This is a genomic window from Acinetobacter sp. WU_MDCI_Abxb74 (assembly GCF_025513915.1).
In the GTDB taxonomy this organism is placed as follows: domain Bacteria; phylum Pseudomonadota; class Gammaproteobacteria; order Pseudomonadales; family Moraxellaceae; genus Acinetobacter; species Acinetobacter calcoaceticus_C.
In genome coordinates, this window is record NZ_JAHPRP010000004.1 from 134,371 (window position 1) to 155,858 (window position 21,488).

The window sequence follows — 21,488 nt, forward strand, 5'->3', positions numbered from 1 at the left end:
TTGTTTATGCCAAACCTGAGCATTTGATACGGGGCTTATTTTTTAAAAACGCTAAATTGTAGCGGAAAAACCCCACCGAACCAACGATTTTAAAAGGAATATCTTACAAAACTGTGATTTGGCTAAAAATCTATATTCAATTGGCCGTGACGTGCTTTACTATATGCCTTCTTTAGCTTGTAGTTTTGTAGATAAGGATAGGTCATGCAACGTATCGCCATTAATGGGTTTGGTCGAATTGGACGTAATGTTTTACGTGCCTGGTTTGAGAGTCCAAAACAATTTCATTTTGAAATCGTGGCGATTAACGACATAGCAGATGTACAAACACTCGTACATTTATTTAAATATGACTCAACACATGGCCGTTTTAATGGAAATGTGGAAATCTTTATTGAAAATGAAAAAGTTTTTTTGAACATTCAATCAAATCAAAGAATGCTAAAAGTTGAAGTTTTGAAACAGGAAAAACCTGAGCTTTTGCCGTGGTCTAGTTTAGATATTGATGTCGTACTTGAGTGTACTGGACTGTTCCGTTCCCATGCCGATGCAACTCGCCATCTACAAGCTGGAGCAAAACGGGTAATTATTGGTGCAGCACCTTTTGACCATGTTGATGCAGCAATTGTTTATGGTGTGAACCATAATGAAGTTAAAGTAACAGATCAGATCATATCGAGTGTTTCATGTACTACGCAGGCTTTGGTCCCATTGGTAAAAATCATTGATGATGCTTTTGGTATTGAAACTGCGCTTATGACAGAAATCCATGCGGTGACAGCAGACCAGTCTGTACTTGATCACGCGCATCGTGATTTACGTCGTGCTAGAGCTTCTGGGCAAAATATTATACCGACCACTTCTAGCGCACTCGGTGCATTAAAGCGTGTTATGCCTAAAATGGAAGACCGTATCGATGGTTATTCAATTCGAGTACCTACCATTAATGTGGCGGCAATTGACTTAACTTTTATCGCTCAATCGCCAATTACTATTCATCATATTAATGAAGTATTGATTAAAGCTTCTCAAACAGATTATGCGGAAATTATGGCTGTTACTGATGAACCATTAGTTTCAAGTGATTTCAACCATTCTCCTTATTCTCTTATTGTTGATTTAACCCAGACAATGGTGGTGGGGCATCAGGCTAAAGTATTTGCTTGGTACGATAATGAATGGGGCTATGCAAATCGATTATTGGATTTGTGTGATTCTTTCTAAAAGTGAATTTAAATAATTTAAGGATGTTAAATTAACATCCTTTTTTATAATTACTAATTTGAAATATAAAAAGTTAAAAATAATTAAAATTCTAAATATTAGTGTTGTGTAAAATTATATCTATTTGTATGATTCGCAAACATTAAAATTTTAATTATAGAGTTCATATGAAATTTAACTCAAAAAAAATAAGTGGTTTTTTAGTTTTTACATCTACTATTATTTTAACTGCTTGTGGTGGTGGAGGCTCAGATCAAAATACTAATGATCAAGCTGAAAATAATTTAGAAAAAGACGATGCGATTTATCAAGTTTATTATCAACCTTCTAATTTTTCTTCAGAAGTTTATAGTGATTTTTTTGAAATCACTCAATATCCAATTAAAAATGATGAAATCTTCTTTGCAAAGTCACATAACAAACCGTTAGAAGCCGAACTTTTAACTGAAAAGAAAGTTTTAAATAAAGGCACACTACAAAAAAATGTTGTAAAAAGATTGAATCCTAGTAGTTGGACTTATGAACTAACCTCTGATCTGAAACAAAACTTAAATTTTGAAATCGTTAAGTTAGATGGGGAAAATATCTTTGACCGTGTATTACCGGGCTATAAAGAACATAAAAATCTAGAAACGGGCCTTCATAATCAACTTGATAAAAATTTAATTGAATTCTATCAAAACTATAATAGTGCTACATTTCCTAAAAATAGTTATTGTTACCGTTTAAAAGAGATGCAGTGGAATCAATCTTATATTTCATATATGTCTAGCTTTAATACAAACTCGTCTTTTAGTGAGCGAAAGCAGCAAATCATCGAAAGGTATAATAACTTAAGCCAAGATAGAAAGTATTTTAGGCTCCTAAATTCGCAATGGTATGGCTATAAATTAACTGTGTTGGAAAACTTAGAAACTGGTGATATTCAAAGTGCATTAGGAAATAATAATGACCAGTCTGCTTTGATCGATTTTGTATCAAGCAGCTTATGGAATGCTGATAGAAGTTTGGCATATGAGAAATCTCATCTTGTTTCTATAGAAGATAACCCGCTTAACCCTGTGTATTCATCAATTGCTTTAAAACAGAAACTAAAAATCGCAAATCTTGAAAAAGGTTGCTTTGCTTTTAATACTCAAGCAGCTCAAGCTATTCAAAGATTAAATCTGGTGAATTGGAAACAAGGCGATAGTTCAGTTATTGGCCCTTTCTTTGGTCGAAGAACTTTTGATTATAATTTAAGTGAGTGATAGTAAGATATTGAATCCATTTACTAATTCATGAAAACTTCTTTTTGACTTTAGAGTTTATTCAGAAAGATTTATGCAAATTGTCAGGTGCATGGCAGAAAGTATCATGCTACACTAAGAGAAATCGGGTGTGTTCCCGATTTTTTTATGTGGGGTCGTTCCACGTTGATCAGATTTTAGGCTTGAAATATGACCATTTCAGAGACATGGTTGCTGCCTGACGGGGTAGCAGATGTATTGCCGGAACAGGCACAAGTCATTGAAAAACTTCGCCGTGAAGCTTTAGATTTCCTCGCGGTGCGAGGTTATCAATTGGTATATACACCATTTATCGAATACATTGAATCGTTGTCTTCATTATCAGAATCAAATCAAGACTTAGATTTAGTAACTTTTAAGGTTATTGATCAGCTCTCAGGCCGTTTACTCGGTGTTCGTGCTGATATGACACCACAAGTTGCACGTATTGATGCACATGTAAGACCAGTTGAAGGCGTTGCACGTTACTGTTATTCAGGGACTGTATTACATACTAAACCACAAAATTTCAATGCTACTCGTGCACCTTTACAATTAGGTGCAGAGTTATATGGCCACGACAGTATCGAAGCTGATGTCGAAATGGTCGGTGTTATGCTGGGGTTGATTGAGAACATCTATACTTTGCAAGGCGCGCATTTAGATTTGGGCCATGTAGGGTTGTTCCGTAGTCTAGTCAAGTATGCTGGACTGCCAAAAAATGAAGAACATGAGCTGTCTGATCTTTATCAAAGAAAAGCGTTACCAGAGTTAGCAGAATTTACTCAAAGCCTGAATATGGGTTCTGATTTCTATGCGCTTGGCCGTTATTCTAGTGATCTAGAAGCATTACAGACGAATTTAAGTGCCAATATTTTGCAAGATTCTGAATTTAAGTCAGCATTAGATGCACTTAAAACGACGCTTAAGCAAATTAAAGGTCGTTGGCCAAATCTCAATATCGGTATCGATGTTGTAGAGCTACGTAGTTACCACTACCACACTGGTTTAATGTATGCAGTCTATGCGCCGAACCGTGCTGCGCCGTTAGCGCAGGGTGGTCGTTACGATGGTATTGGTGAGCATTTTGGTCGCGCACGTCCTGCTACTGGCTTTAGTTGTGATTTATATGCCTTAGGTGCAAATCAGTTCGCAGAGATCGAAACTGTTGTTGCTCCAAAAGGTACAGAACAGGATTTACTCAAAGCAATTTCTAATGCACGTGCTCAAGGTTTACGTGTGGTTCAATTGCTCGGTAATGATGATTTAAATTCTATTCCTTATTCTACACATCAACTTGTGTCGCAAAATGGACAATGGAATATTGAAAAGATTTAATCGCCACCAGTAAGTTTTACTGGCGGCTCTCAATTTTAACAGCATGATGTAATGAGGCTATTATGGGCAAAAATGTTGTGGTACTTGGTACCCAATGGGGCGACGAAGGTAAAGGTAAAATCGTCGACCTGCTCACAGATCAGGCGGCTGCGGTAGTACGTTATCAAGGCGGACATAACGCAGGTCATACTCTTGTCGTAGGTGGTAAAAAAACTGTATTGCACCTCATTCCATCAGGTATTTTACGTGAAAACGTATTGTGCTTAATTGGTAATGGCGTGGTACTTTCACCAGCCGCGTTAATTGAAGAAATGGGAATTTTGGAAGCGGAAGGAGTTCCTGTTAAAGAACGCCTTCGTATTTCTCCAAACTGTCCACTCATTTTGCCTAACCACATTGCACTTGATCAGGCGCGTGAAAAGAAACGTGGTAATGCTAAAATCGGTACTACAGGTCGTGGTATCGGCCCTGCGTACGAAGATAAAGTAGCTCGTCGTGCAGTGCGTGTTGCTGATCTTGTTCGTGGTGGCGCAGCATTAGAAGAAAAACTGTCTGAAATGCTTGAGTTACATAACTTCCAGTTAACTCAGTTCTACGGTGTAGAAGCTGTTAAATTTGAAGATGTATTGGCTCTTTGCAACCAATGGCGTGAAGTTCTTGCTCCATTAATAGTTGATGTTACTAAAGTGTTGCATGACTATCGCAAAGAAGGTAAGGCTGTAATGTTTGAAGGAGCTCAAGGCTCACTTCTAGATATTGACCACGGTACTTATCCATATGTTACAAGTTCAAATACAACTGCTGGTGGCGTAAGCTCTGGTTCAGGTATGGGACCTTTACATCTTGATTATGTATTAGGTATTACTAAAGCTTATACAACTCGTGTAGGTGCTGGTCCATTCCCAACTGAATTGGTTTACGATGCAGCAGCTGATGCTGGTGATCCAGTGGGTAAACACTTGGGTACAGTAGGTCATGAGTTTGGTGCTTCTACTGGTCGTCAACGTCGTTGCGGATGGTTTGATGCTGAAATCCTTCGCCGTTCTGTAGATGTAAACTCACTTTCTGGTATTTGCTTAACTAAACTTGACGTTTTAGATGGTTTAGAAGAAGTGAAAATCTGTGTGGGCTATGAAAATACAGATTCAGGTTGTGTAGGTTCTTCTGATGCGGTTTCTTTTGAATGCTTGAAACCAATTTATGAAACTATGCCTGGTTGGAGCGAGTCGACTGTTGGTTTAACCAGTATCGACCAATTACCAGCAAATGCTTTGGCATATGTGAAGCGTATTGAACAGTTAATCGAATGTCCGATTGATATTGTTTCAACTGGTCCAGACCGCGCAGAAACAATTGTTTTACGTCATCCATTCTCTGCTTAATTAGGCAAAGATTGAAAAGCCTCCTGAAAGGGGGGCTTTTTTTATACGCGACTAAAGTGCAGTTTTTGTTTTATTCGATTCAGATTAAAACGTTATATATAGATAAGGAATGATGGGCTCAGGATGAAGCTGCAACCAACTATTTCAAAAACAATTTTTTATTCTTTTTTATTTGCTATAGGTGGTTCACCAACATTAGCGATGTTAGTCATTTATGGACAAACATATCATAAAGATTTCTTTATGACTGCTTTTATGAGTTTGTCAGTATTGTTCGCATGCCTGTTAATTCCTGTTGTTTTCATACAAAATAGCTATTTACTCTGGAAAAGGAAAAGTCCTAATCTTGAAGAGAAAGTTAAGACCTTAAGTCATGTCTATCTTGGCTTAAATATAATATGTTTGATTTTCTGGATTTATTTGATGACTTTATCTGCTTGATCGTTACATAAATACTATGATCATGAAGAAATGAGACATTCAAAGCGTGAGCAGTATTTCTTATAATAAGTGTAAAAGAATAAACAGCTTTTTTAACGATTTAGGTGATCCATGTTATGAATAAAAAACTCTTTTTAAGCTTGTGTGCTGCAAGTGTGATGACCATTTCTGGCTGTGCAACCGTAGCTGATATGGCAGGTGCCGATACAGCGACCTTAAATGCTCAATCGGCTCAAGGTTTTAGTAAAATGGTGCAGGAAGCACGTGGTAAGGGTGCTCTCGATACAAGTTCTAGTACATATAACCGTATTAATTCTGTATTCAACCGTCTAAAGCCTTATGCTAACCAGATGAACCAGACTGGCCAGCCATTTAGTTGGCAGTTGGCAGTGTTGAAATCAGACACTATTAATGCTTATGTGGCGCCAGGCGGTAAGGTTGTCTTCTATACTGGTATTGTCAATAAATTGAACCTCACTGATGCGGAAATTGCAGCAGTTATGGGACATGAAATGACTCACGCTTTAGAAGAGCATGCAAAAAGTAAAATCGGTGCTCAGGCTTTAACTGATTTAGCTTTAGGCATTGGTCTAAGCTATGCTGGTAATAATGTCGGCCAACTTGGTACTGCTGCGGCTCAGTTGGGTTCGCAAGTGGGTGTAGGCTTACCATATTCTCGTAGCTTGGAAAGTCGTGCTGACCAAGGTGGTTTAATGTTGATGGCGCGCGCAGGTTATAATCCCAATGCAGCTATTACACTTTGGGAGAAAATGAACAAGCTTGAAGGTGGCGGTGGTTCATCTTTCTTGTCTACTCACCCATCTAACTCTCAGCGTATTGGCGAAATGCGTAAAAACTTGCCTGCGGCAATGGCAGTTTATAATAGCCGTAAATAAGATATAGATTTTTTATAGATAAAGAAAACGGATGCTTAAGCATCCGTTTTTTATTTAAGGCGCAGGGTTGGGTTGTTGGGTGTGTATGGCCTCAATACCTTGTAAAACTTCAGCAGATAATTCAATTTCAAATGCCTGAATATTTTCTTTAAGTTGGTCTAGATTAGTGGCGCCAATAATTGTGCTGGTCACAAAGAATTGTTGTTTGATAAATGCTAATGCCATTTGGGTTAAGCTTAACCCATGTTTCTCTGCTAGTTGTGCATATTGCTCAGTTGCCCACTCGCTTTGAGGGTTACTGTAGCGGCTAAAACGTGGAAATAATGTGACACGAGCATTGGCTGGTCGAGCGCCATTTCTAAACTTGCCAGAGAGATAGCCAAAAGCAAGAGGAGAGTAAGCGAGCAAACCAACATCTTCATATTTAGCAATTTCAGACATACCTATTTCATAAGTACGGTTGAGTAGACTATATGGATTTTGAACGCTTACGAACTTGCTTACACCTAACTTTTCAGCCAAATGTAAAAACTTCATAGTGCCCCATGGCGTTTCATTCGATAAACCAATATAGCGAATGCGCCCGCGGTTAATCTCTTCTTGTAGAGCAAGTAATGTTTCTTCTAAAGGAGTGGTGTCGTAATCATTTTGAGCTTGTTGGTTGCCATAAGCTAGCGTACCAAAAAAGTTGGTGTGACGTTCAGGCCAATGGAGTTGATAAAGGTCGATATAATCGGTTTGGAGACGTTTTAGTGAGTTATCTAGGGCTTTAGCAATATGATCGCTGTTGAAGCGCGTATGGCCTTCTCTGATGTGTGTTCCTCCAAAGCCTGGTCCGGCAATCTTAGAGGCGAGAAAGACTTTATCACGTTGACCATTTTGAGCAAACCAATTGCCAATAATGGTTTCTGTTGCACCATAAGTTTCAGGTTTTGGCGGAACCGAATACATCTCTGCCGTATCCCAAAAATATAAACCGTGTGCCAAAGCATAATTGATTTGTTCAAATGCTTCTTGCTGGGAGTTTTGCTCACCAAATGTCATGGTGCCTAAACAAATTTCTGGAAGCTTGAGGCCTGTGCGACTAAGTGGGTTAAATTGCATACAGCGGAATCCTTGGAAATTTTGAGTTAGCCTAACGGAGAATATGTATTCAACTTAAATCATAAAATTAGAATAGTTTGTAAGTTTTGTGTATTAACTCATTGTTGCATATAAAAAAAGCAAACCGAAGTTTGCTTTTTATTAAAAATTTAATAAATTTTATTCTTCATCTTCGAATTCTTCATCAGTAACAGGTGCCTCTTCTAATGAAACATCAAAAATAAGAATAGCTTTACCATCTGTCTGGATCATGCCTTGATCTTCTAAGGTTTTGAGTACACGGCCAACCATCTCACGTGAACAACCTACAATACGGCCAATTTCTTGACGAGTAATACGAATTTGACGACCATTTGGCAAAATCATTGCTTCTGGCTGTGAAGAGAGATCGATTAAACAACGCGCAATACGCCCAGACACATCAATAAATGCAAGATCTGTCATTTTACGGGTCGTATTTTTTAGACGGCGAACAAGCTGTGCAAAAACAGCATAACTTAAGTCTGGATATTGTTTGCTAAGTTCGTGGAAGTTGTCATAAGAAATTTCTGCAATTTCACAGACATCACGAGTACGAACTTCAGCTGTACGTTGAGGGTTCGGTTCGAAAAGCCCCATTTCCCCAAAGAAGTCGCCCGGATTCAAATATGCAACAACAATTTCACGTTCATCATCTTCACGTAAAATAATTGAAACTGAACCTTTTAAAATTAAATATAAAGATTTCGACTCTGTTCCTGCATCAACAATTGTGGTTCGTTTTGGATATCTGTTGATGTGAGCACGTTTTAACAATGCTTTAACGGATTCAGGTAGTTGCCCCGGGGATAAAGCATCTGTGCTGAGTTGTGAAAAATTTGAAGTCATGCTTAATATGTTCCGAATAGGGTAAACAATTCACACAAGCCCGAGATGAGCTATTACACAGAAGAGATGAAATTCCTTATCAACTCATTTTATGTTAGTGTACAAAACAAGGGTCTGTTGACATTTCACAGATGGTTGCGACATAAGACAATTCTTTTAGACGTTACCAAGCAAGAGCTATGAAATTTAGCCATTCTAAATAAATAGATCTTAACAACGGAACGTACAAAATAAAATAGTCTTGCGCTATGCCTGCGCTGCTTAAATGGCAACTCAGATTATGGCTGAAATTTCACAAACTATATAACAAAACTGGACAAAGGATTGCCATTGTCTGGGTTTTGCGTCTTATTTGGATTAATTTTTAGCTCTAACGCAATCCATAGATGAAATGTCAACAGACCCTGCTTAAATTTATAATTTTTTTTAGGTAGTTGCAATGCAAACAAGTGTACATTGGCTAGAGAATGTTGCTTTTGAAGCGAAATCTGATAGTGGGCATAGTATCATCATGGACGGCTCACCTGAGTATGGTGGTGAAAACCGTGGCCCACGTCCTATGGAGTTGCTATTAATGGGACTTGGTGGGTGTGCTTCGTTTGATATTGTGACTATTTTAAAGAAATCTCGACAAGATGTGACGAATGTCGTATGTAATTTAAAAGCTGAGCGCGCTGACACAATTCCGGCTGTTTTTACTAAAATCCACTTACACTTTGTGGTAACGGGCAAAGCTGTGAAAGAAAAACAGGTTGCGAAAGCGGTTGAATTGTCTGCTGAAAAATATTGTTCAGCGAGTAAAATGCTTTCCGATGGTGGTGTTGAAATTACCCATGACTTCGAAATTATTGAAGCGGAATAAGGCAGTTTTTTGATAGATAGAAAGAAGAAGCTAACATTAGAGTTGGCTTTTTTATTGTCAAAAATAACTAAAAAATAAGAGGGGGGATGAAAGTGAATATTCGTTTTGCTAAATGGGAAGATACTCATGCAATATGCGATTTACTTAAACAGATGGGCTACTCACAGCCACTAATTCTTATTCAAGAAAAATTTAAAATCTTACATAACGACCCAAAAGCAGTAATCTTGATTGCTGAAGAGGATGACCAGATTTTCGGTTTTTTATCGCTTTATTTTATTCCACAAATTGCATTACAAGGGGACTTTGCCAAAGTATGCTATTTGTGTGTTGATGAAAATATACGAAGTAAAGGTATTGGGCATTTGCTCTTACAACAGGCTGAGCAATTGGCAAGGCAGCAGGGATGTGACCGGATGGAACTGCATTCTGGAGAACAGAGAACATTGGCGCACCAGTTTTACTTGCGAGAAGGTTATGTTGATGCACCTAAATATTTTCGAAAAAAACTAAATTAGTGCGTTTTACCTAAGAATAACTGAGGATCTACTCGTGCATTATTCAGACTCATACCCCAATGTAAGTGCGGACCTGTAACACGTCCAGTTTTACCTACCAAGCCTAAAACTTCTCCTTGGCGAATATGTTGACCTTTCTCTACTTTAATTGCGCTTAAATGGCAGAACATACTGATTAAGCCTTGCCCATGATCAATTAATACCGTTTGACCATTAAAAAAATAAGATCCTGTTTGGATTACAACACCATCTGCTGGTGCAACTGCTTTTTGTCCTACTGGTGCAGGGATGTCTAAACCTGAGTGGGGTGCACGCTCTTCACCATTAAAGAAGCGTTTTCTTCCAAAAGAGTTGCTGAATTTCCCTGAAGTTGGGCGTATAAATGCTGGTAGGGCTTGCCATGAACTCTGTGTAAATGAGCTATACACATTATTTTGTTCTTTCGCTTCTTGAGCATAACGATCTAACTGACTTTGGTTGGGATTCACATAGTCTTGGTTAGTAACTTTAATCCGTTGCTCAGCGTAAGGATAGGACTTAACTTCTATTTGAATAGGGGTTTTGTTCGTATCAAGTTGTACAGTACCAAGTGGGGTAGATAACGGAATACCGAATACAGCATAACGCTGCTGGCCTTCCTGACTGATTAAAACTGGCTTTTGTTGAAAGGTGACCCGAGTAATATCACTTGTTAAAGGAATCACTGCGATTCCGCCAGCTCTTCTGGAGTCTTGGGGAAGCTCGGCAAAGCAGTAAAAAGGTATTGATGTAAAAATTAAAGTGGAGATGAGTTTTTTTATTAGCATAACAACAATAATTTTATAAAAGAATATTAGAGATTATATCAGTAAGTTTTAATTAAGAGATATTTTAATTTTTTTAACAATGAGTTTTATTTGTTATTTTATTTTAATAATTCAGTATTTTTTTAATATATTCATCTTTGTTTTTATATTTTTTATCTTATATTTTAAATTTTCTAAACTCATTTTTTATTAAAATTATTTGTTAATCCTTAGTATTTTTCTTTTATTTTAAATATCTTGTTATTTTAATTTTTATTGTCAATAATGATTTTTTGGTTAAATTTGTAATCAAAATTCTAATTATTATATAAATATTTTAAAGGACTTTAATATAATGTTAAATAACTCTTATGAAAATCGTTTTACTGAAGTATGGAAATATATGCAACGTGGGTTGGTTTATCCTTCACCCCATGCAATTTTTAGTACGGTTTGGCTTAATAAAGAGATTACACGGGAAAGAATTCGTCAGTTAATGATAGCTGTGCGTCAAGAGGTCAATAAGAATCCTGCACTTTCTAGTAAAAATACAACTTTGGCGATTGGAGTATCTTTTGATAACTGGGATGCAATTTGTAAAAAAGATGGTTTATCACGACCAAAAGGAATGCAATTACATTATCCAGAAGAAAAAAATCCAAATATCTCAAAAGTTTTTACTGATTCTAATGAAAGTTTTAAAAACTCGAATGGTGATATTTGGCTGCATGTGAAAAGTGATGATGCTAATGCATGTAAGATATTACAGGAATATATTAAGAAATTTTTAGCTTCAGATATTAAGGAAGTAGTGAGTCAGGTTACTGCTTCACAATCTAAAACTGGTCGCAATGGTAAGGTTCTAGGTTGTCGTTTTTCTGAGAACTTAAATAATCCGTCTGATCCAATTTCACTGGCAAAGCATACTTTAATTGGTGCAGAGGATATTGAGCACTTTGGTGGTTCATACATTTTATCTCAAAGGTTTCTGATTAACTGGGATCAAATCAACATGATGTCGGAAGATCAAATTGAAGATTTGATTGGACGTAAAACTGACGACACGATTATTCCAGACCGTGATAGCCGTTCGCACATTAAAGCTTCTCGTGTGCAAGATGAAAATGGAAATACTACACCTGTTTTGCGTCTGGGCTTACCGTTTGGCCGTGCTGAGGCAAATTCAAGTTTTAGAGTACCCAAATCGGTAACTAAAGCAGATGAAGAAGGGATTTACTTTGCTGGTTTTGCAAAAACTGCTGCCATTTTAGAAGAAGTGATGGCAAACCAAATTGGACCAAGACAAGATTCCATGAAAGGCTTCATGAATGATCGTCTATTCAATAATCTTCACTCAGACTTGGGCGGTATCTTCTATGTTCCGAGTTTAAAAGATTTAAAATTAGACGATGCTCCAGAATATTTAAATAATTTTAATTATCTGAACGACAACGACAACGACAACGACAACGACAACGACAACGACAACGACAACGACAACGACAACGACAACGACAACGACAACATGGATTGGGAGTCATTCCCAGGTATGGACTGGACGCGTTTTGATCGACATTATACGAACAGTTCTGATAATGGGTTAATGTATTACAACCACAGTAATTATCTTTTTAATATGGCGACTGGGCTAAATCCCCATAGTGATTTTTTTAATCCACCTTCTAATCGTATTTTAAGTCTACTAGAGAATACATTTTCTTTATGGCAAGACAACTGGTATTTCAATCGAAAACAAGAAGAAATTGAGCAAGGTGTAGATTATTACATTAACCAGTTTAATATCCATGATAAGCCTGAAAATATTATGGGTTTATCAATTATGCTACGTAAAGGCTGGGCCATCCGATTAAGCTTACAGTTATTCTCATCAGAAAAATATGGTTTCCGTGGACGGAAAATATTATTAAAAAATGGTGAAATGATTCCCTATTCGAGTAGACGTGAATGTGAAGGTAAGGTCATTTATGGATCAGATACGTATCGCATTATGCCTGATGAAATTATTGTTGGAGCTATGCCAAACCTGACTTTGGGTGAAGGCCGCTATGTAATGAAATATTTATCTGAGGAGGAGCGTCTTCAGGGCTTTCTGCGTAACTTAAGTGAAGCCTCAGGTGTAGGGCATGTTATTCCGAATTATAAAAAAGCACTAGATTTAGGTTTAGCTGGTCTACAACAAGAAATTGCTAAACATGCAAATAATGCTCAGACTCCAGAGAAGAAAGATTTCTATCAAGCTTCAGTATTGGCATTGAAAGGTATTTCTGAATATTTTTTAAATTACTCAAAACTCGCATTTAAAATTGCAGGGCAGATGCAAGAAGGACAAAAATTTGAAAAAGATAATTTAACTGCGATTGGTCATCGAATGGAAAAGTTGTCGAAGGATAAACCAGAGACATTTATTGAGGCAGTTCAATTTATTTTTACATTGCATAGCTGTTTGCATTTAAATGGGGAACCAACCGCATTTGGACGAATGGATCAACTGTTGCAACCTTTCTTGGACAACCATTCGGCTACGCTTGAAGAAGCGCAAGAAATTATCGATGCGTTCTATATTAAGTTAGATGAAAAAGTACAGCAGAACCGTATTTTTATGGAAGATCATCAACCTTTCGGTAATCTTGCGATGGGTGGCAGTTCAGGCCCTTATCCTCAAGGAGCATCATTGGGGCAATGGATTCAACAGATTACAGTGGGTGGCACAGTAGCTGATGGTGAAGCAGATTTTTTGAAAACCAAACCAGCTTACAATGAGGTCACCAAATTATTCATTCGTGCATCAGGTCGCTTACCATTAAATGCCCCGTGTTTGTCTTTAAGAACCCGAAAAGATATTCCTGAAGATATTTTAGAAGAAGCTGCCCATGCAATTTTGTCTGGTGGCGCTCATCCGATTTTATTAAATGATGAAAAACTCATTCCTAGTCTTCACCAGAGTGGAAATGGTGTAGGGGGAGATGCCCTATCTAATTTGCCAACTTGGAATTCTAAAGTCGATATTCGTTCAGCTCAAAATTATGCTTGCGATGGTTGTTATGAACCTCAGTTCCCAGGCGAAAACTGGTTCTCTTTAGGTGGTTTCTCAACTTTACAGCCGTTGGAGTGTGCACTAAATCAGGGTAAAACAATTTCAAGTGCTGGACAAAGTTATCTGTTTGGGCAAACTGTTTCATTAAATACTAAACCTGCCGATCAGATTGATAGTTTTGAAGAATTATTAGAGTTATACAAACAGCATTTTGAATTGCTCAATCGTAAGGCATTCAATGGGCAAATTCTAGGTTACGGTGCCAATACAGATATTTGTCCATCTCCAATTCTAAATATCTTGATGGATGACTGCTTGGCTAAAGGGCAAGATTTTTATAGTGGCGGTGCTAAATATAATATTTATGGACCGTGTTATATCTCGCTCAGTAATACGATTAACTCGTTGTATGCCATTAAGGCGATGGTTTTTGACCCGTTAACTGCAGTTACTACATTGCCTGAACTATTAGAGTGTCTGTGCTGTGACTGGGGATATAAAATGACTGAGCCATTTATTAGCAATTTAGCTGGCCATGCCCGTATTGCTGCTCAAGCGGATCGTTATAAGCGCTTACGTGAAATTGCTTTGGCACAACCACGTTATGGGCGAGGGAGTTCTGAAGTTGATAAACTAGGTGATGAGATTGTTAAAATGATTGCTGAGATATCAGTCAAGACATTTACTCATCCATGGCCACAATTCGCACAAAGTCTTAAAAGTTTGGCTGTACGCTATGGTTCAACAGAGCATCCATTTGGTATTCAGATTCAACCGGGTGTAGGAACTTTTGAAAATCATGTAGAAATGGGGGCATGGAATGGTGCGAGTGCTGATGGTCGCCGTTTAGGTACGACAGTAGCTTCTGATCTAAGTCCATCACCAAGTCCAGCAGATTTGGAAATTGATCATCAAAAAGTTGAGTTTAGCCGTGCTTTACAAGGTTTTGATGGTATCGGCACAGACTTAATGGCTGATGGAGCACCTACAGATTTTAATATTGGTGAAGACTTTGGAGTTAAAGAACTTGTAGCTATCCTGAAGCAATTTAGTCAAGGTAGTTCATCTAATATTTTAACAATAACAGTAGCTGACCCAGAAACATTTGCTCAAGCTGTGACATCACCTGAGCAATATAATTTGTTAAGAGTACGTACTGGTGGTTGGTCAAACTTCTTTACATCTGTGTTCCCTACTATTCAGGAGCAACATCAACGTCGTCCAGTGTCAACGCCAGACTTATCCAAAGAAAAAACAGAACAAGCAAAATGCCCATTTCATCAATAGATTAATCATTTTGTTAAGGCAGTCTTTTTAAATAAAGGCTGCCTTCAATTATTTTAATATTTAACAGTTATAACTTTTAAAAATATCACAGCTTTCAAATTGCCATTTGTTATAAAAATTCAGATAAAAACATGACATTTTTGCTTTCTCTTAAAAATTATACAAAATGTACTTGAAATAGGTCATTCATAAACCCATATTATAATGGAGTTTTACTCATTGTTATTTTAATAACATTATGAAAAATATATAAAAATTTATTTGAAATCCGAAGAAGTGTTCCCATCTATTAGACAAGTACAAATTTGTTGTGAGGAATAACAAGAATGCGTTTTGAAAAATTTACAAACCGCTTGCAGCAAGCCCTTTCAGATGCTCAATCTTTAGCGATGGGTAAAGACCATACCGCGATCGCAGGTATTCATATTTTGTCTACCCTATTACAAGAGCCATCAAATATTAGTTTGTTGCAACAAGCAGGTGCACGGTTACCTGAACTTAAACAAAAGCTTGAGCAAGCTATAAAAGATGCTCCGATCATTGCGAATCCGACTGGAGATGTCAATTTAAACCCTGAAGCTGTTAAAGCGCTTAATCTGGCAGATAGATATGCGCAAAAAGCGGGTGATGAATTTTTATCAACTGACTGGGTTCTATTAGGCTTAGCAGAGACAGGCGAAACTAAAAATATTTTAAGTGCCGTAGGTGTAACTCCTGACAGCTTACGTAAAGTTATTGAACATATTCGAGGTAGTGACAAAGTCATGAGTAATAATCACGAAGATCAGCGTGACTCACTTAATAAATATACGATTGATTTAACTGAACGTGCCTTAGCGGGAAAACTTGATCCGGTGATTGGGCGTGATGATGAAATTCGTCGTACTATTCAGGTCTTATCGCGTCGTACAAAAAACAACCCTGTACTCATTGGTGAGCCGGGTGTTGGTAAAACCGCTATTGTTGAAGGTTTGGCACAGCGTATTGTAAATGGTGAAGTACCAGAAGGCTTAAAAAGCAAACGAGTTTTATCATTAGATTTAGGTTCATTACTTGCTGGTGCTAAATATCGTGGTGAGTTTGAGGAACGCTTGAAAGCTGTTTTAAAAGATTTGGCTAAACATGAAGGCGAAATCATCCTGTTTATTGACGAGCTACATACACTTGTAGGCGCAGGTAAGGGTGATGGCGCAATGGACGCAGGTAATATGTTAAAACCTGCTTTAGCGCGTGGTGAGTTGCGTTGTGTAGGTGCAACAACCTTAGATGAGTATCGCCAATATATTGAAAAAGATGCTGCATTAGAGCGTCGCTTCCAAAAAGTGTTGGTTGATGAACCAAGTGTTGAAGATACCATTGCGATTTTACGTGGTCTAAAAGAGAAATATGCCACTCACCATGGTGTGCAGATTTTAGACTCAGCGATTATTGCTGCGGCAAAAATGTCTCATCGCTACATTACAGATCGTCAATTACCAGACAAAGCAATTGACTTGATTGATGAAGCAGCTTCTCGTATTAAGATGGAAATTGACTCCAAACCAGAAGCGCTTGATAAGCTCGATCGCCGTTTAATTCAGTTGAAAATGCAATTGGAAGCTGTAAAAAAAGATGAAGATGTAGGCAGTAAAGCCGAAGTTACTCATCTTGAAAAACAGATTGCTGAAGTCGAGAAAGAATACAACGATCTGGAAGAAATCTGGAAATCTGAGAAGACTCTTGTAGAAGGTACTAAACAAGCTCAGGTTGAACTTGATAAAGCGCGTATTGCATTTGAAAAGGCTCAGCGTGAGGGTGATTTGGCTGAAGCAGCACGTTTACAGTATGGTGTAATTCCAGAGCTTCAAAAACAACTTGAGCAAGATGAAGTTGCAGAAGAGAACGAAGAGCCAAAACTTATTCGTACTAAAGTAACTGAAAATGAAATTGCTGAAGTCGTGAGTGCTGCAACCGGAATTCCAGTTGCGAAAATGCTGCAAGGCGAGCGTGAAAAGCTACTTAATATGGAAGGTTTTTTACACGACCGCGTTGTAGGGCAAGATGAAGCTGTGGTTGCCGTTTCGAATGCAGTTCGTCGTTCGCGTGCAGGCTTGTCCGATCCGAATCGTCCAAGTGGTTCATTCTTGTTCTTGGGGCCAACAGGTGTTGGTAAAACTGAGTTAACAAAAGCGCTAGCGAACTTCTTGTTTGACAGTGATGATGCCATGATTCGTATCGATATGAGTGAATTCATGGAGAAACATTCGGTCAGCCGTTTGGTTGGTGCGCCTCCAGGATATGTGGGTTATGAAGAAGGTGGGGTTTTAACTGAAGCTGTTCGCCGTAAACCATATAGTGTGGTGTTGTTTGATGAGGTTGAAAAAGCGCATCCAGATGTATTCAATATCTTGCTACAAGTGTTGGACGACGGACGTTTAACAGACTCACAGGGTCGAGTAGTCGACTTTAAAAACACAGTTATTGTGATGACATCCAACTTAGGTTCACAAGATGTACGTGAGCTAGGTGAGGGTGCAACAGATGATGACGTGCGTGCCATTGTAATGAATGCGGTAAGTCAGCATTTCCGTCCGGAATTTATTAACCGGATTGATGAGCTTGTGATTTTCCATTCACTCAAGAAAGCACAAATTCGAGGCATTGCCGATATTCAGTTGGATCGATTACGTTCACGCCTTGTTGATCGTGATATGAGTTTAACTGTAGATGATACTGCCTTTGATTTATTGATTGATGCTGGTTTCGACCCTGTATATGGAGCGCGCCCATTGAAACGTGCGATTCAACAACAGATTGAAAACACATTAGCTCAAAAAATCTTGTCAGGTGATTTTGTCGCAGGCGATACCATTTTGGTTAAAGGCGAAAATGGGCATTTAGTCTTCGATAAAATGAAACTCAGCTAAGCTTTTTCTGCTAAAACCGAAAAGAGAATATGGAAACATATTCTCTTTTTTTATGGTGAGGCTGTTTGTGTTGTTGATGTGAGTAAAGCAACTAATGCATCTGAAACTTTCTGAGTTAATGTTCTTAATTTTTGTTCGGGGTGGCCAGATAAAAAATAATGGTAATGATAAATATGCTCTTGGTAAGAAATGCAGATAAAAAAAGTACCTACAGGCTTTTCTGGAGTTTCACTCCCTCCAGATTTTAATAGACCAGTACAACTTACAATAAGATCGGCTTGTTGAAATAACCTTTGACCCAGCTTACACATTTCTTCTGTGACTTGTGGTGACTCTGCTGTGTAAGTCTCTATTAACTTTGGATTGATATTTAAAATACTAACTTTAATGCTGGGGTCATAACTGACTAAACCGCCGAGTAAAATATCTGCACCGCTATTTTTATGAATGGAAAATTGGCTAGTCAAATAACCAGAACTGGCACTTTCAATAAATGCGACTTTAAGTTGAAGATTTTCTAATAATTGGCAGCACTGCTGAAGCATTATGTCACCTCGTATTGTGTCTACTTATAAATAAAATCAAATACAAATAAATTATAAAATCACAGTAAGTGATTTAGAGGTATCGTTCAAGTCTGAGATAACAATCTATAAAACGAATTGAATATTCAAAAATCTCTGTGAAAAAAATCAGATTTTAAAATGATCCATGTTAATGGTCGGGAAGTTTATTTATAACATTGCGACATGCTCAAAAAATTGTTAATTTTGTTCGATATAACAAACAATAACAATTTTAGGATGAATGAAATGAACAATAAACAAGGGTATATGCTGGGAATTTTGAGCGGTGTATCTGTATTATTATCAAATACATGGGCAGCACAACCAATGTCAGAAAGTGCGCTTGCAACTCAAACAGGAGCGATAACCACGTCTTTACCCGTCATTATTGCAAAAGCTCAGGACGATGCCAAAAAACCTGCGATAGAACAACAACAAGTGCGGCAGGCATTAGGAGATAACTATTTACAGCAAGTTCGATGGAATGCGCTTAGAACTAGCGTACTTTCTCCTTATCAAGAACAAAAACAGAATCATGTTATTGATAATAAAGAAAAGAAGAAGTTAGAAATGATTGCATTACCTGAAAGAGCAGATCGATTTACTAAATATGATTTTGAGTCAAAAAATGTTCATGGCGAGGTTATTATAACCGTGAAGTAATAATAACCTCTGATTCCATTAATATTGATCTAGAGCAGGGTGCTGGATTTTCCATGCACGGTGGATTTTTTGGTTACGTTTAAAATCAAGACCGATAGTTTCAGAAGTGATTTCTTCAATCTGAAAAATAGCTTCAATTTCTTCGTCCATTTCAAAACCGCGATAATTATTCGAGAAATAGAGCGTACCCTCACTGTGCAAACGGTTCATTGCGCGTTTAATAAGTGAAACATGGTCACGTTGTACATCGAATGTACCATAGAATTTTTTCGAGTTTGAGAATGTCGGTGGGTCAATAAAAATAAGGTCGTATTGTTCATGACCCTCTTTTAACCACTCAAAACAGTCACTGGCAAAGAACATGTGTTGTTCATCTGGGTGATCTACAGTTAAGCCATTTAAAACGAAGTTTTCTTTTGACCAGTTTAAGTAGGTATTCGACAAATCTACACTTGTTGTGCTGGCAGCACCGCCCAGCGCAGCATGTAAGCTTGCAGTAGACGTATAACTATATAAGTTCAAGAAGTGTTTGCCACGTGCTTCTTGAGCAATACGTAAACGCATCTGACGGTGATCAAGGAACAAACCTGTATCGAGATAGTCAGTCAAGTTAACTAAAATTTTAGCTTTACCTTCTTGAACGATAAAACGTTTTGAAGCCGTACTTTGTTTCGTATATTGAGTTGTACCAGTTTGACGTGCACGTGTCTTAATAAAGATGGCATCGCGGTTTAAACCAGTAACAGCACGAATCGCAGCAAGCGCTAAATTAAAACGTTTTTTAGCTTTTTCAGGATCAATTGTTTTTGGTGGTGCATATTCCTGAACGTGTAAACGGTCACCATATAAGTCAACAGCGACATTAAAGTCAGGTAAGTCTGCATCATACAAACGTAAGCAATAAATATTTTCTTTAGTTGCCCATTTTTTCAAGGCAATCATATTTTTTTGCAAGCGATTAGCGAAGTCTTGTGCTTCTTCCATCTCAATAGGTTGGGCTTGCCAATTTACTAAAAATGGTTGATTCACTTTTTCTGGTTTGATTACACCGAAACGAATATAGATTGGCAACTTACCATTCATTAAACGTAAAGTTTCAGGTGCTTCAAACGCTAAAACATCAGATTGTTCAATTTGAGCTGCAATAATTGCTGCATATTGATTTGGAAAATGTTTTTGTAAAAGTGCTGATAAACCTAGGTATAGAGAACGGTTTGAAGCTTTTTCACCTAAACGTTCACCATACGGCGGGTTAGTCACAATAAATGCAGTTTTGCCTTCAGCAGCAAAATCCGGCCAGTCAGCTAAAGTACGTTCTTCGATTTGAATCTGGCCTAATATATTTTCAAAGCCTGCCGCAATAATATTTTCACGGGTTGCTTTAATCGCTTCCCAGTCTGCATCGTAGGCATAAAATTTAGGTAAAGGTAACTCAAGTGCCTTTTCGTGACGCTCTGCTGCTTCTGCTTTAATTGAAAGCCAAAGGTCGCGGTCATGACCATGCCAGCCATTAAATCCGAAACGGCGAACAAGTCCTGGTGCACGGTCAGTTAAAATCATTAATGCTTCAATGATAAATGTGCCTGAACCACACATTGGGTCAAGTATAATCTCTGGATTACGCTGTTTGAGCTGAGCTTTTTGTAAAATTGCAGCAGCAAGGTTTTCTTTAATTGGTGCATCCGTCATAAAACGACGATAGCCACGTTTATGTAGTGAGTCACCTGATAAATCTAGGCAGTAAGTGTGTTCAGTTTTACCTGCCAAAGCATATATCGTAATTTCTGGCTGTTTGGTGTCAATGCTAGGACGGCGACCTACAGCTTCCATAAAGGAATCAACAACGCCATCTTTTACACGTAATGTAGCAAATTGCGTATTTACCATAATTTCACGTTCTGCATGTAAGCGGATTGCGAACGTACTTTGTGGTGCAAAAATAAGCGACCAATCAAAGCTCATTGCGCCTTCATAAAGCTCTTCTGCTACATCACGGGCATCATGCGTAAATTCAAGTTCATACGTATGAATAGGAAGTAAAACACGAGAAGCGAGACGCGACCACATACAAATGCGGTAAGCTTCTTCAAGCGTCCCTTCAATGATTAAACGTCCTGCTTTACGTTCTGTCACTTTGGTGCCAAGTTGTTCTATTTCTTCTTGTAAGAGGGGTTCTAAACCATCAGCACAAGTAATCCAATAGTGGTTTAAACGTAAAGAGGTATTCATAAACTCGATTGACCAAAACATATAAATATTAACGATGCAAAGTTTAACGTATTTTGATGCCTAAAGGTTTTTAAATTATTGCAACCTATCATTTAGC

The 21,488-nt window shown here is 37.9% G+C and carries 16 protein-coding genes and 1 pseudogene; 12 read left to right on the forward strand and 5 right to left on the reverse strand.

What is annotated here, in order from left to right; genetic code table 11:
• Positions 1-204 precede the first annotated feature (204 nt).
• From KTH84_RS09495 to KTH84_RS09520, 6 genes are all read left to right on the forward strand, one after another.
• A complete protein-coding gene (locus KTH84_RS09495) occupies positions 205-1,224 on the forward strand; it encodes a type I glyceraldehyde-3-phosphate dehydrogenase (RefSeq protein WP_133974552.1) in 1,020 nt (339 codons plus the stop codon).
• Between the two features lie 167 nt (positions 1,225-1,391).
• A complete protein-coding gene (locus KTH84_RS09500) occupies positions 1,392-2,474 on the forward strand; it encodes a hypothetical protein (RefSeq protein ID WP_262472964.1) in 1,083 nt (360 codons plus the stop codon).
• 189 nt (positions 2,475-2,663) lie between these two features.
• Positions 2,664-3,830: an ATP phosphoribosyltransferase regulatory subunit gene (locus tag KTH84_RS09505; protein ID WP_262472965.1), complete on the forward strand. Its 1,167-nt coding sequence runs from the start codon at positions 2,664-2,666 to the stop codon at positions 3,828-3,830.
• Positions 3,831-3,892: 62 nt separating this feature from the next.
• On the forward strand, positions 3,893-5,212 hold the full coding sequence (locus KTH84_RS09510; protein WP_042897899.1) for an adenylosuccinate synthase: 1,320 nt from the start codon (positions 3,893-3,895) through the stop codon (positions 5,210-5,212).
• A 123-nt stretch (positions 5,213-5,335) separates the two neighbouring features.
• On the forward strand, positions 5,336-5,653 hold the full coding sequence (locus tag KTH84_RS09515) for a hypothetical protein (RefSeq protein WP_262472966.1): 318 nt from the start codon (positions 5,336-5,338) through the stop codon (positions 5,651-5,653).
• Positions 5,654-5,769: 116 nt separating this feature from the next.
• Positions 5,770-6,549, forward strand: coding sequence for a M48 family metallopeptidase (locus tag KTH84_RS09520; RefSeq protein ID WP_262472967.1), 780 nt, complete (start codon positions 5,770-5,772; stop codon positions 6,547-6,549).
• A 54-nt stretch (positions 6,550-6,603) separates the two neighbouring features.
• Here KTH84_RS09520 and KTH84_RS09525 read toward each other — a convergent pair whose 3' ends face one another.
• Both KTH84_RS09525 and crp read right to left on the reverse strand, forming a co-directional pair.
• Positions 6,604-7,653, reverse strand: a complete 1,050-nt coding sequence (locus KTH84_RS09525; protein ID WP_262472968.1) for an NADP(H)-dependent aldo-keto reductase — start codon at positions 7,651-7,653, stop codon at positions 6,604-6,606.
• Positions 7,654-7,812: 159 nt separating this feature from the next.
• A complete protein-coding gene (crp, locus tag KTH84_RS09530) occupies positions 7,813-8,520 on the reverse strand; it encodes a cAMP-activated global transcriptional regulator CRP (protein ID WP_042897906.1) in 708 nt (235 codons plus the stop codon).
• 241 nt (positions 8,521-8,761) lie between these two features.
• Here crp and KTH84_RS09535 point away from each other — a divergent pair.
• The 3 genes and pseudogenes from KTH84_RS09535 to KTH84_RS09545 all read left to right on the forward strand — a co-directional run.
• Positions 8,762-8,824 (forward strand): annotated as a pseudogene (locus tag KTH84_RS09535) (hypothetical protein); the annotation flags it as partial.
• A 135-nt stretch (positions 8,825-8,959) separates the two neighbouring features.
• Complete coding sequence (locus tag KTH84_RS09540) at positions 8,960-9,382, forward strand: OsmC family protein (protein WP_202742862.1); 423 nt, start codon at positions 8,960-8,962, stop codon at positions 9,380-9,382.
• Positions 9,383-9,474: 92 nt separating this feature from the next.
• Positions 9,475-9,900 carry a GNAT family N-acetyltransferase gene (locus tag KTH84_RS09545; RefSeq protein WP_202742940.1) on the forward strand — a complete coding sequence of 142 codons (426 nt, stop codon included), beginning with the start codon at positions 9,475-9,477 and terminating at the stop codon, positions 9,898-9,900.
• Here the strand turns inward: KTH84_RS09545 and KTH84_RS09550 are convergent.
• On the reverse strand, positions 9,897-10,706 hold the full coding sequence (locus tag KTH84_RS09550) for a M23 family metallopeptidase (RefSeq protein ID WP_202742863.1): 810 nt from the start codon (positions 10,704-10,706) through the stop codon (positions 9,897-9,899). The genes KTH84_RS09545 and KTH84_RS09550 overlap by 4 nt on opposite strands.
• 334 nt (positions 10,707-11,040) lie before the next feature.
• Between KTH84_RS09550 and KTH84_RS09555 the strand changes: the two genes are divergently transcribed.
• Together KTH84_RS09555 and clpB are read left to right on the forward strand one after the other, a co-directional pair.
• The gene (locus KTH84_RS09555) at positions 11,041-15,027 is read left to right on the forward strand and encodes a Dyp-type peroxidase (protein ID WP_262472969.1); all 3,987 of its coding nucleotides are present in this window, start codon (positions 11,041-11,043) and stop codon (positions 15,025-15,027) included.
• Positions 15,028-15,353: 326 nt separating this feature from the next.
• Positions 15,354-17,933 carry an ATP-dependent chaperone ClpB gene (gene clpB / locus KTH84_RS09560; protein WP_262472970.1) on the forward strand — a complete coding sequence of 860 codons (2,580 nt, stop codon included), beginning with the start codon at positions 15,354-15,356 and terminating at the stop codon, positions 17,931-17,933.
• A gap of 50 nt (positions 17,934-17,983) precedes the next feature.
• Here clpB and KTH84_RS09565 read toward each other — a convergent pair whose 3' ends face one another.
• On the reverse strand, positions 17,984-18,478 hold the full coding sequence (locus KTH84_RS09565; RefSeq protein WP_262472971.1) for a CinA family protein: 495 nt from the start codon (positions 18,476-18,478) through the stop codon (positions 17,984-17,986).
• Between the two features lie 267 nt (positions 18,479-18,745).
• Here KTH84_RS09565 and KTH84_RS09570 point away from each other — a divergent pair, with 267 nt between their 5' ends.
• A complete protein-coding gene (locus KTH84_RS09570) occupies positions 18,746-19,162 on the forward strand; it encodes a hypothetical protein (RefSeq protein ID WP_042897912.1) in 417 nt (138 codons plus the stop codon).
• Between the two features lie 18 nt (positions 19,163-19,180).
• Here the strand turns inward: KTH84_RS09570 and rlmKL are convergent, their stop codons facing one another.
• A complete protein-coding gene (gene rlmKL / locus KTH84_RS09575; protein WP_262472972.1) occupies positions 19,181-21,391 on the reverse strand; it encodes a bifunctional 23S rRNA (guanine(2069)-N(7))-methyltransferase RlmK/23S rRNA (guanine(2445)-N(2))-methyltransferase RlmL in 2,211 nt (736 codons plus the stop codon).
• Between the last annotated feature and the right edge of the window lie 97 nt (positions 21,392-21,488).

Coding starts and splice junctions, on each gene's coding strand:
- KTH84_RS09500 (WP_262472964.1), top strand. CDS start 1,392: ATGAAATTTAACTCAAAAAAAATAAGTGGTTTTTTAGTTTTTACATCT.
- KTH84_RS09525 (WP_262472968.1), bottom strand. CDS start 7,653: ATGCAATTTAACCCACTTAGTCGCACAGGCCTCAAGCTTCCAGAAATT.
- KTH84_RS09495 (WP_133974552.1), top strand. CDS start 205: ATGCAACGTATCGCCATTAATGGGTTTGGTCGAATTGGACGTAATGTT.
- rlmKL (WP_262472972.1), bottom strand. CDS start 21,391: ATGAATACCTCTTTACGTTTAAACCACTATTGGATTACTTGTGCTGAT.
- KTH84_RS09555 (WP_262472969.1), top strand. CDS start 11,041: ATGTTAAATAACTCTTATGAAAATCGTTTTACTGAAGTATGGAAATAT.
- KTH84_RS09550 (WP_202742863.1), bottom strand. CDS start 10,706: ATGCTAATAAAAAAACTCATCTCCACTTTAATTTTTACATCAATACCT.
- KTH84_RS09510 (WP_042897899.1), top strand. CDS start 3,893: ATGGGCAAAAATGTTGTGGTACTTGGTACCCAATGGGGCGACGAAGGT.
- KTH84_RS09515 (WP_262472966.1), top strand. CDS start 5,336: ATGAAGCTGCAACCAACTATTTCAAAAACAATTTTTTATTCTTTTTTA.
- KTH84_RS09505 (WP_262472965.1), top strand. CDS start 2,664: ATGACCATTTCAGAGACATGGTTGCTGCCTGACGGGGTAGCAGATGTA.
- KTH84_RS09570 (WP_042897912.1), top strand. CDS start 18,746: ATGAACAATAAACAAGGGTATATGCTGGGAATTTTGAGCGGTGTATCT.
- clpB (WP_262472970.1), top strand. CDS start 15,354: ATGCGTTTTGAAAAATTTACAAACCGCTTGCAGCAAGCCCTTTCAGAT.
- KTH84_RS09565 (WP_262472971.1), bottom strand. CDS start 18,478: ATGCTTCAGCAGTGCTGCCAATTATTAGAAAATCTTCAACTTAAAGTC.
- KTH84_RS09520 (WP_262472967.1), top strand. CDS start 5,770: ATGAATAAAAAACTCTTTTTAAGCTTGTGTGCTGCAAGTGTGATGACC.
- crp (WP_042897906.1), bottom strand. CDS start 8,520: ATGACTTCAAATTTTTCACAACTCAGCACAGATGCTTTATCCCCGGGG.
- KTH84_RS09540 (WP_202742862.1), top strand. CDS start 8,960: ATGCAAACAAGTGTACATTGGCTAGAGAATGTTGCTTTTGAAGCGAAA.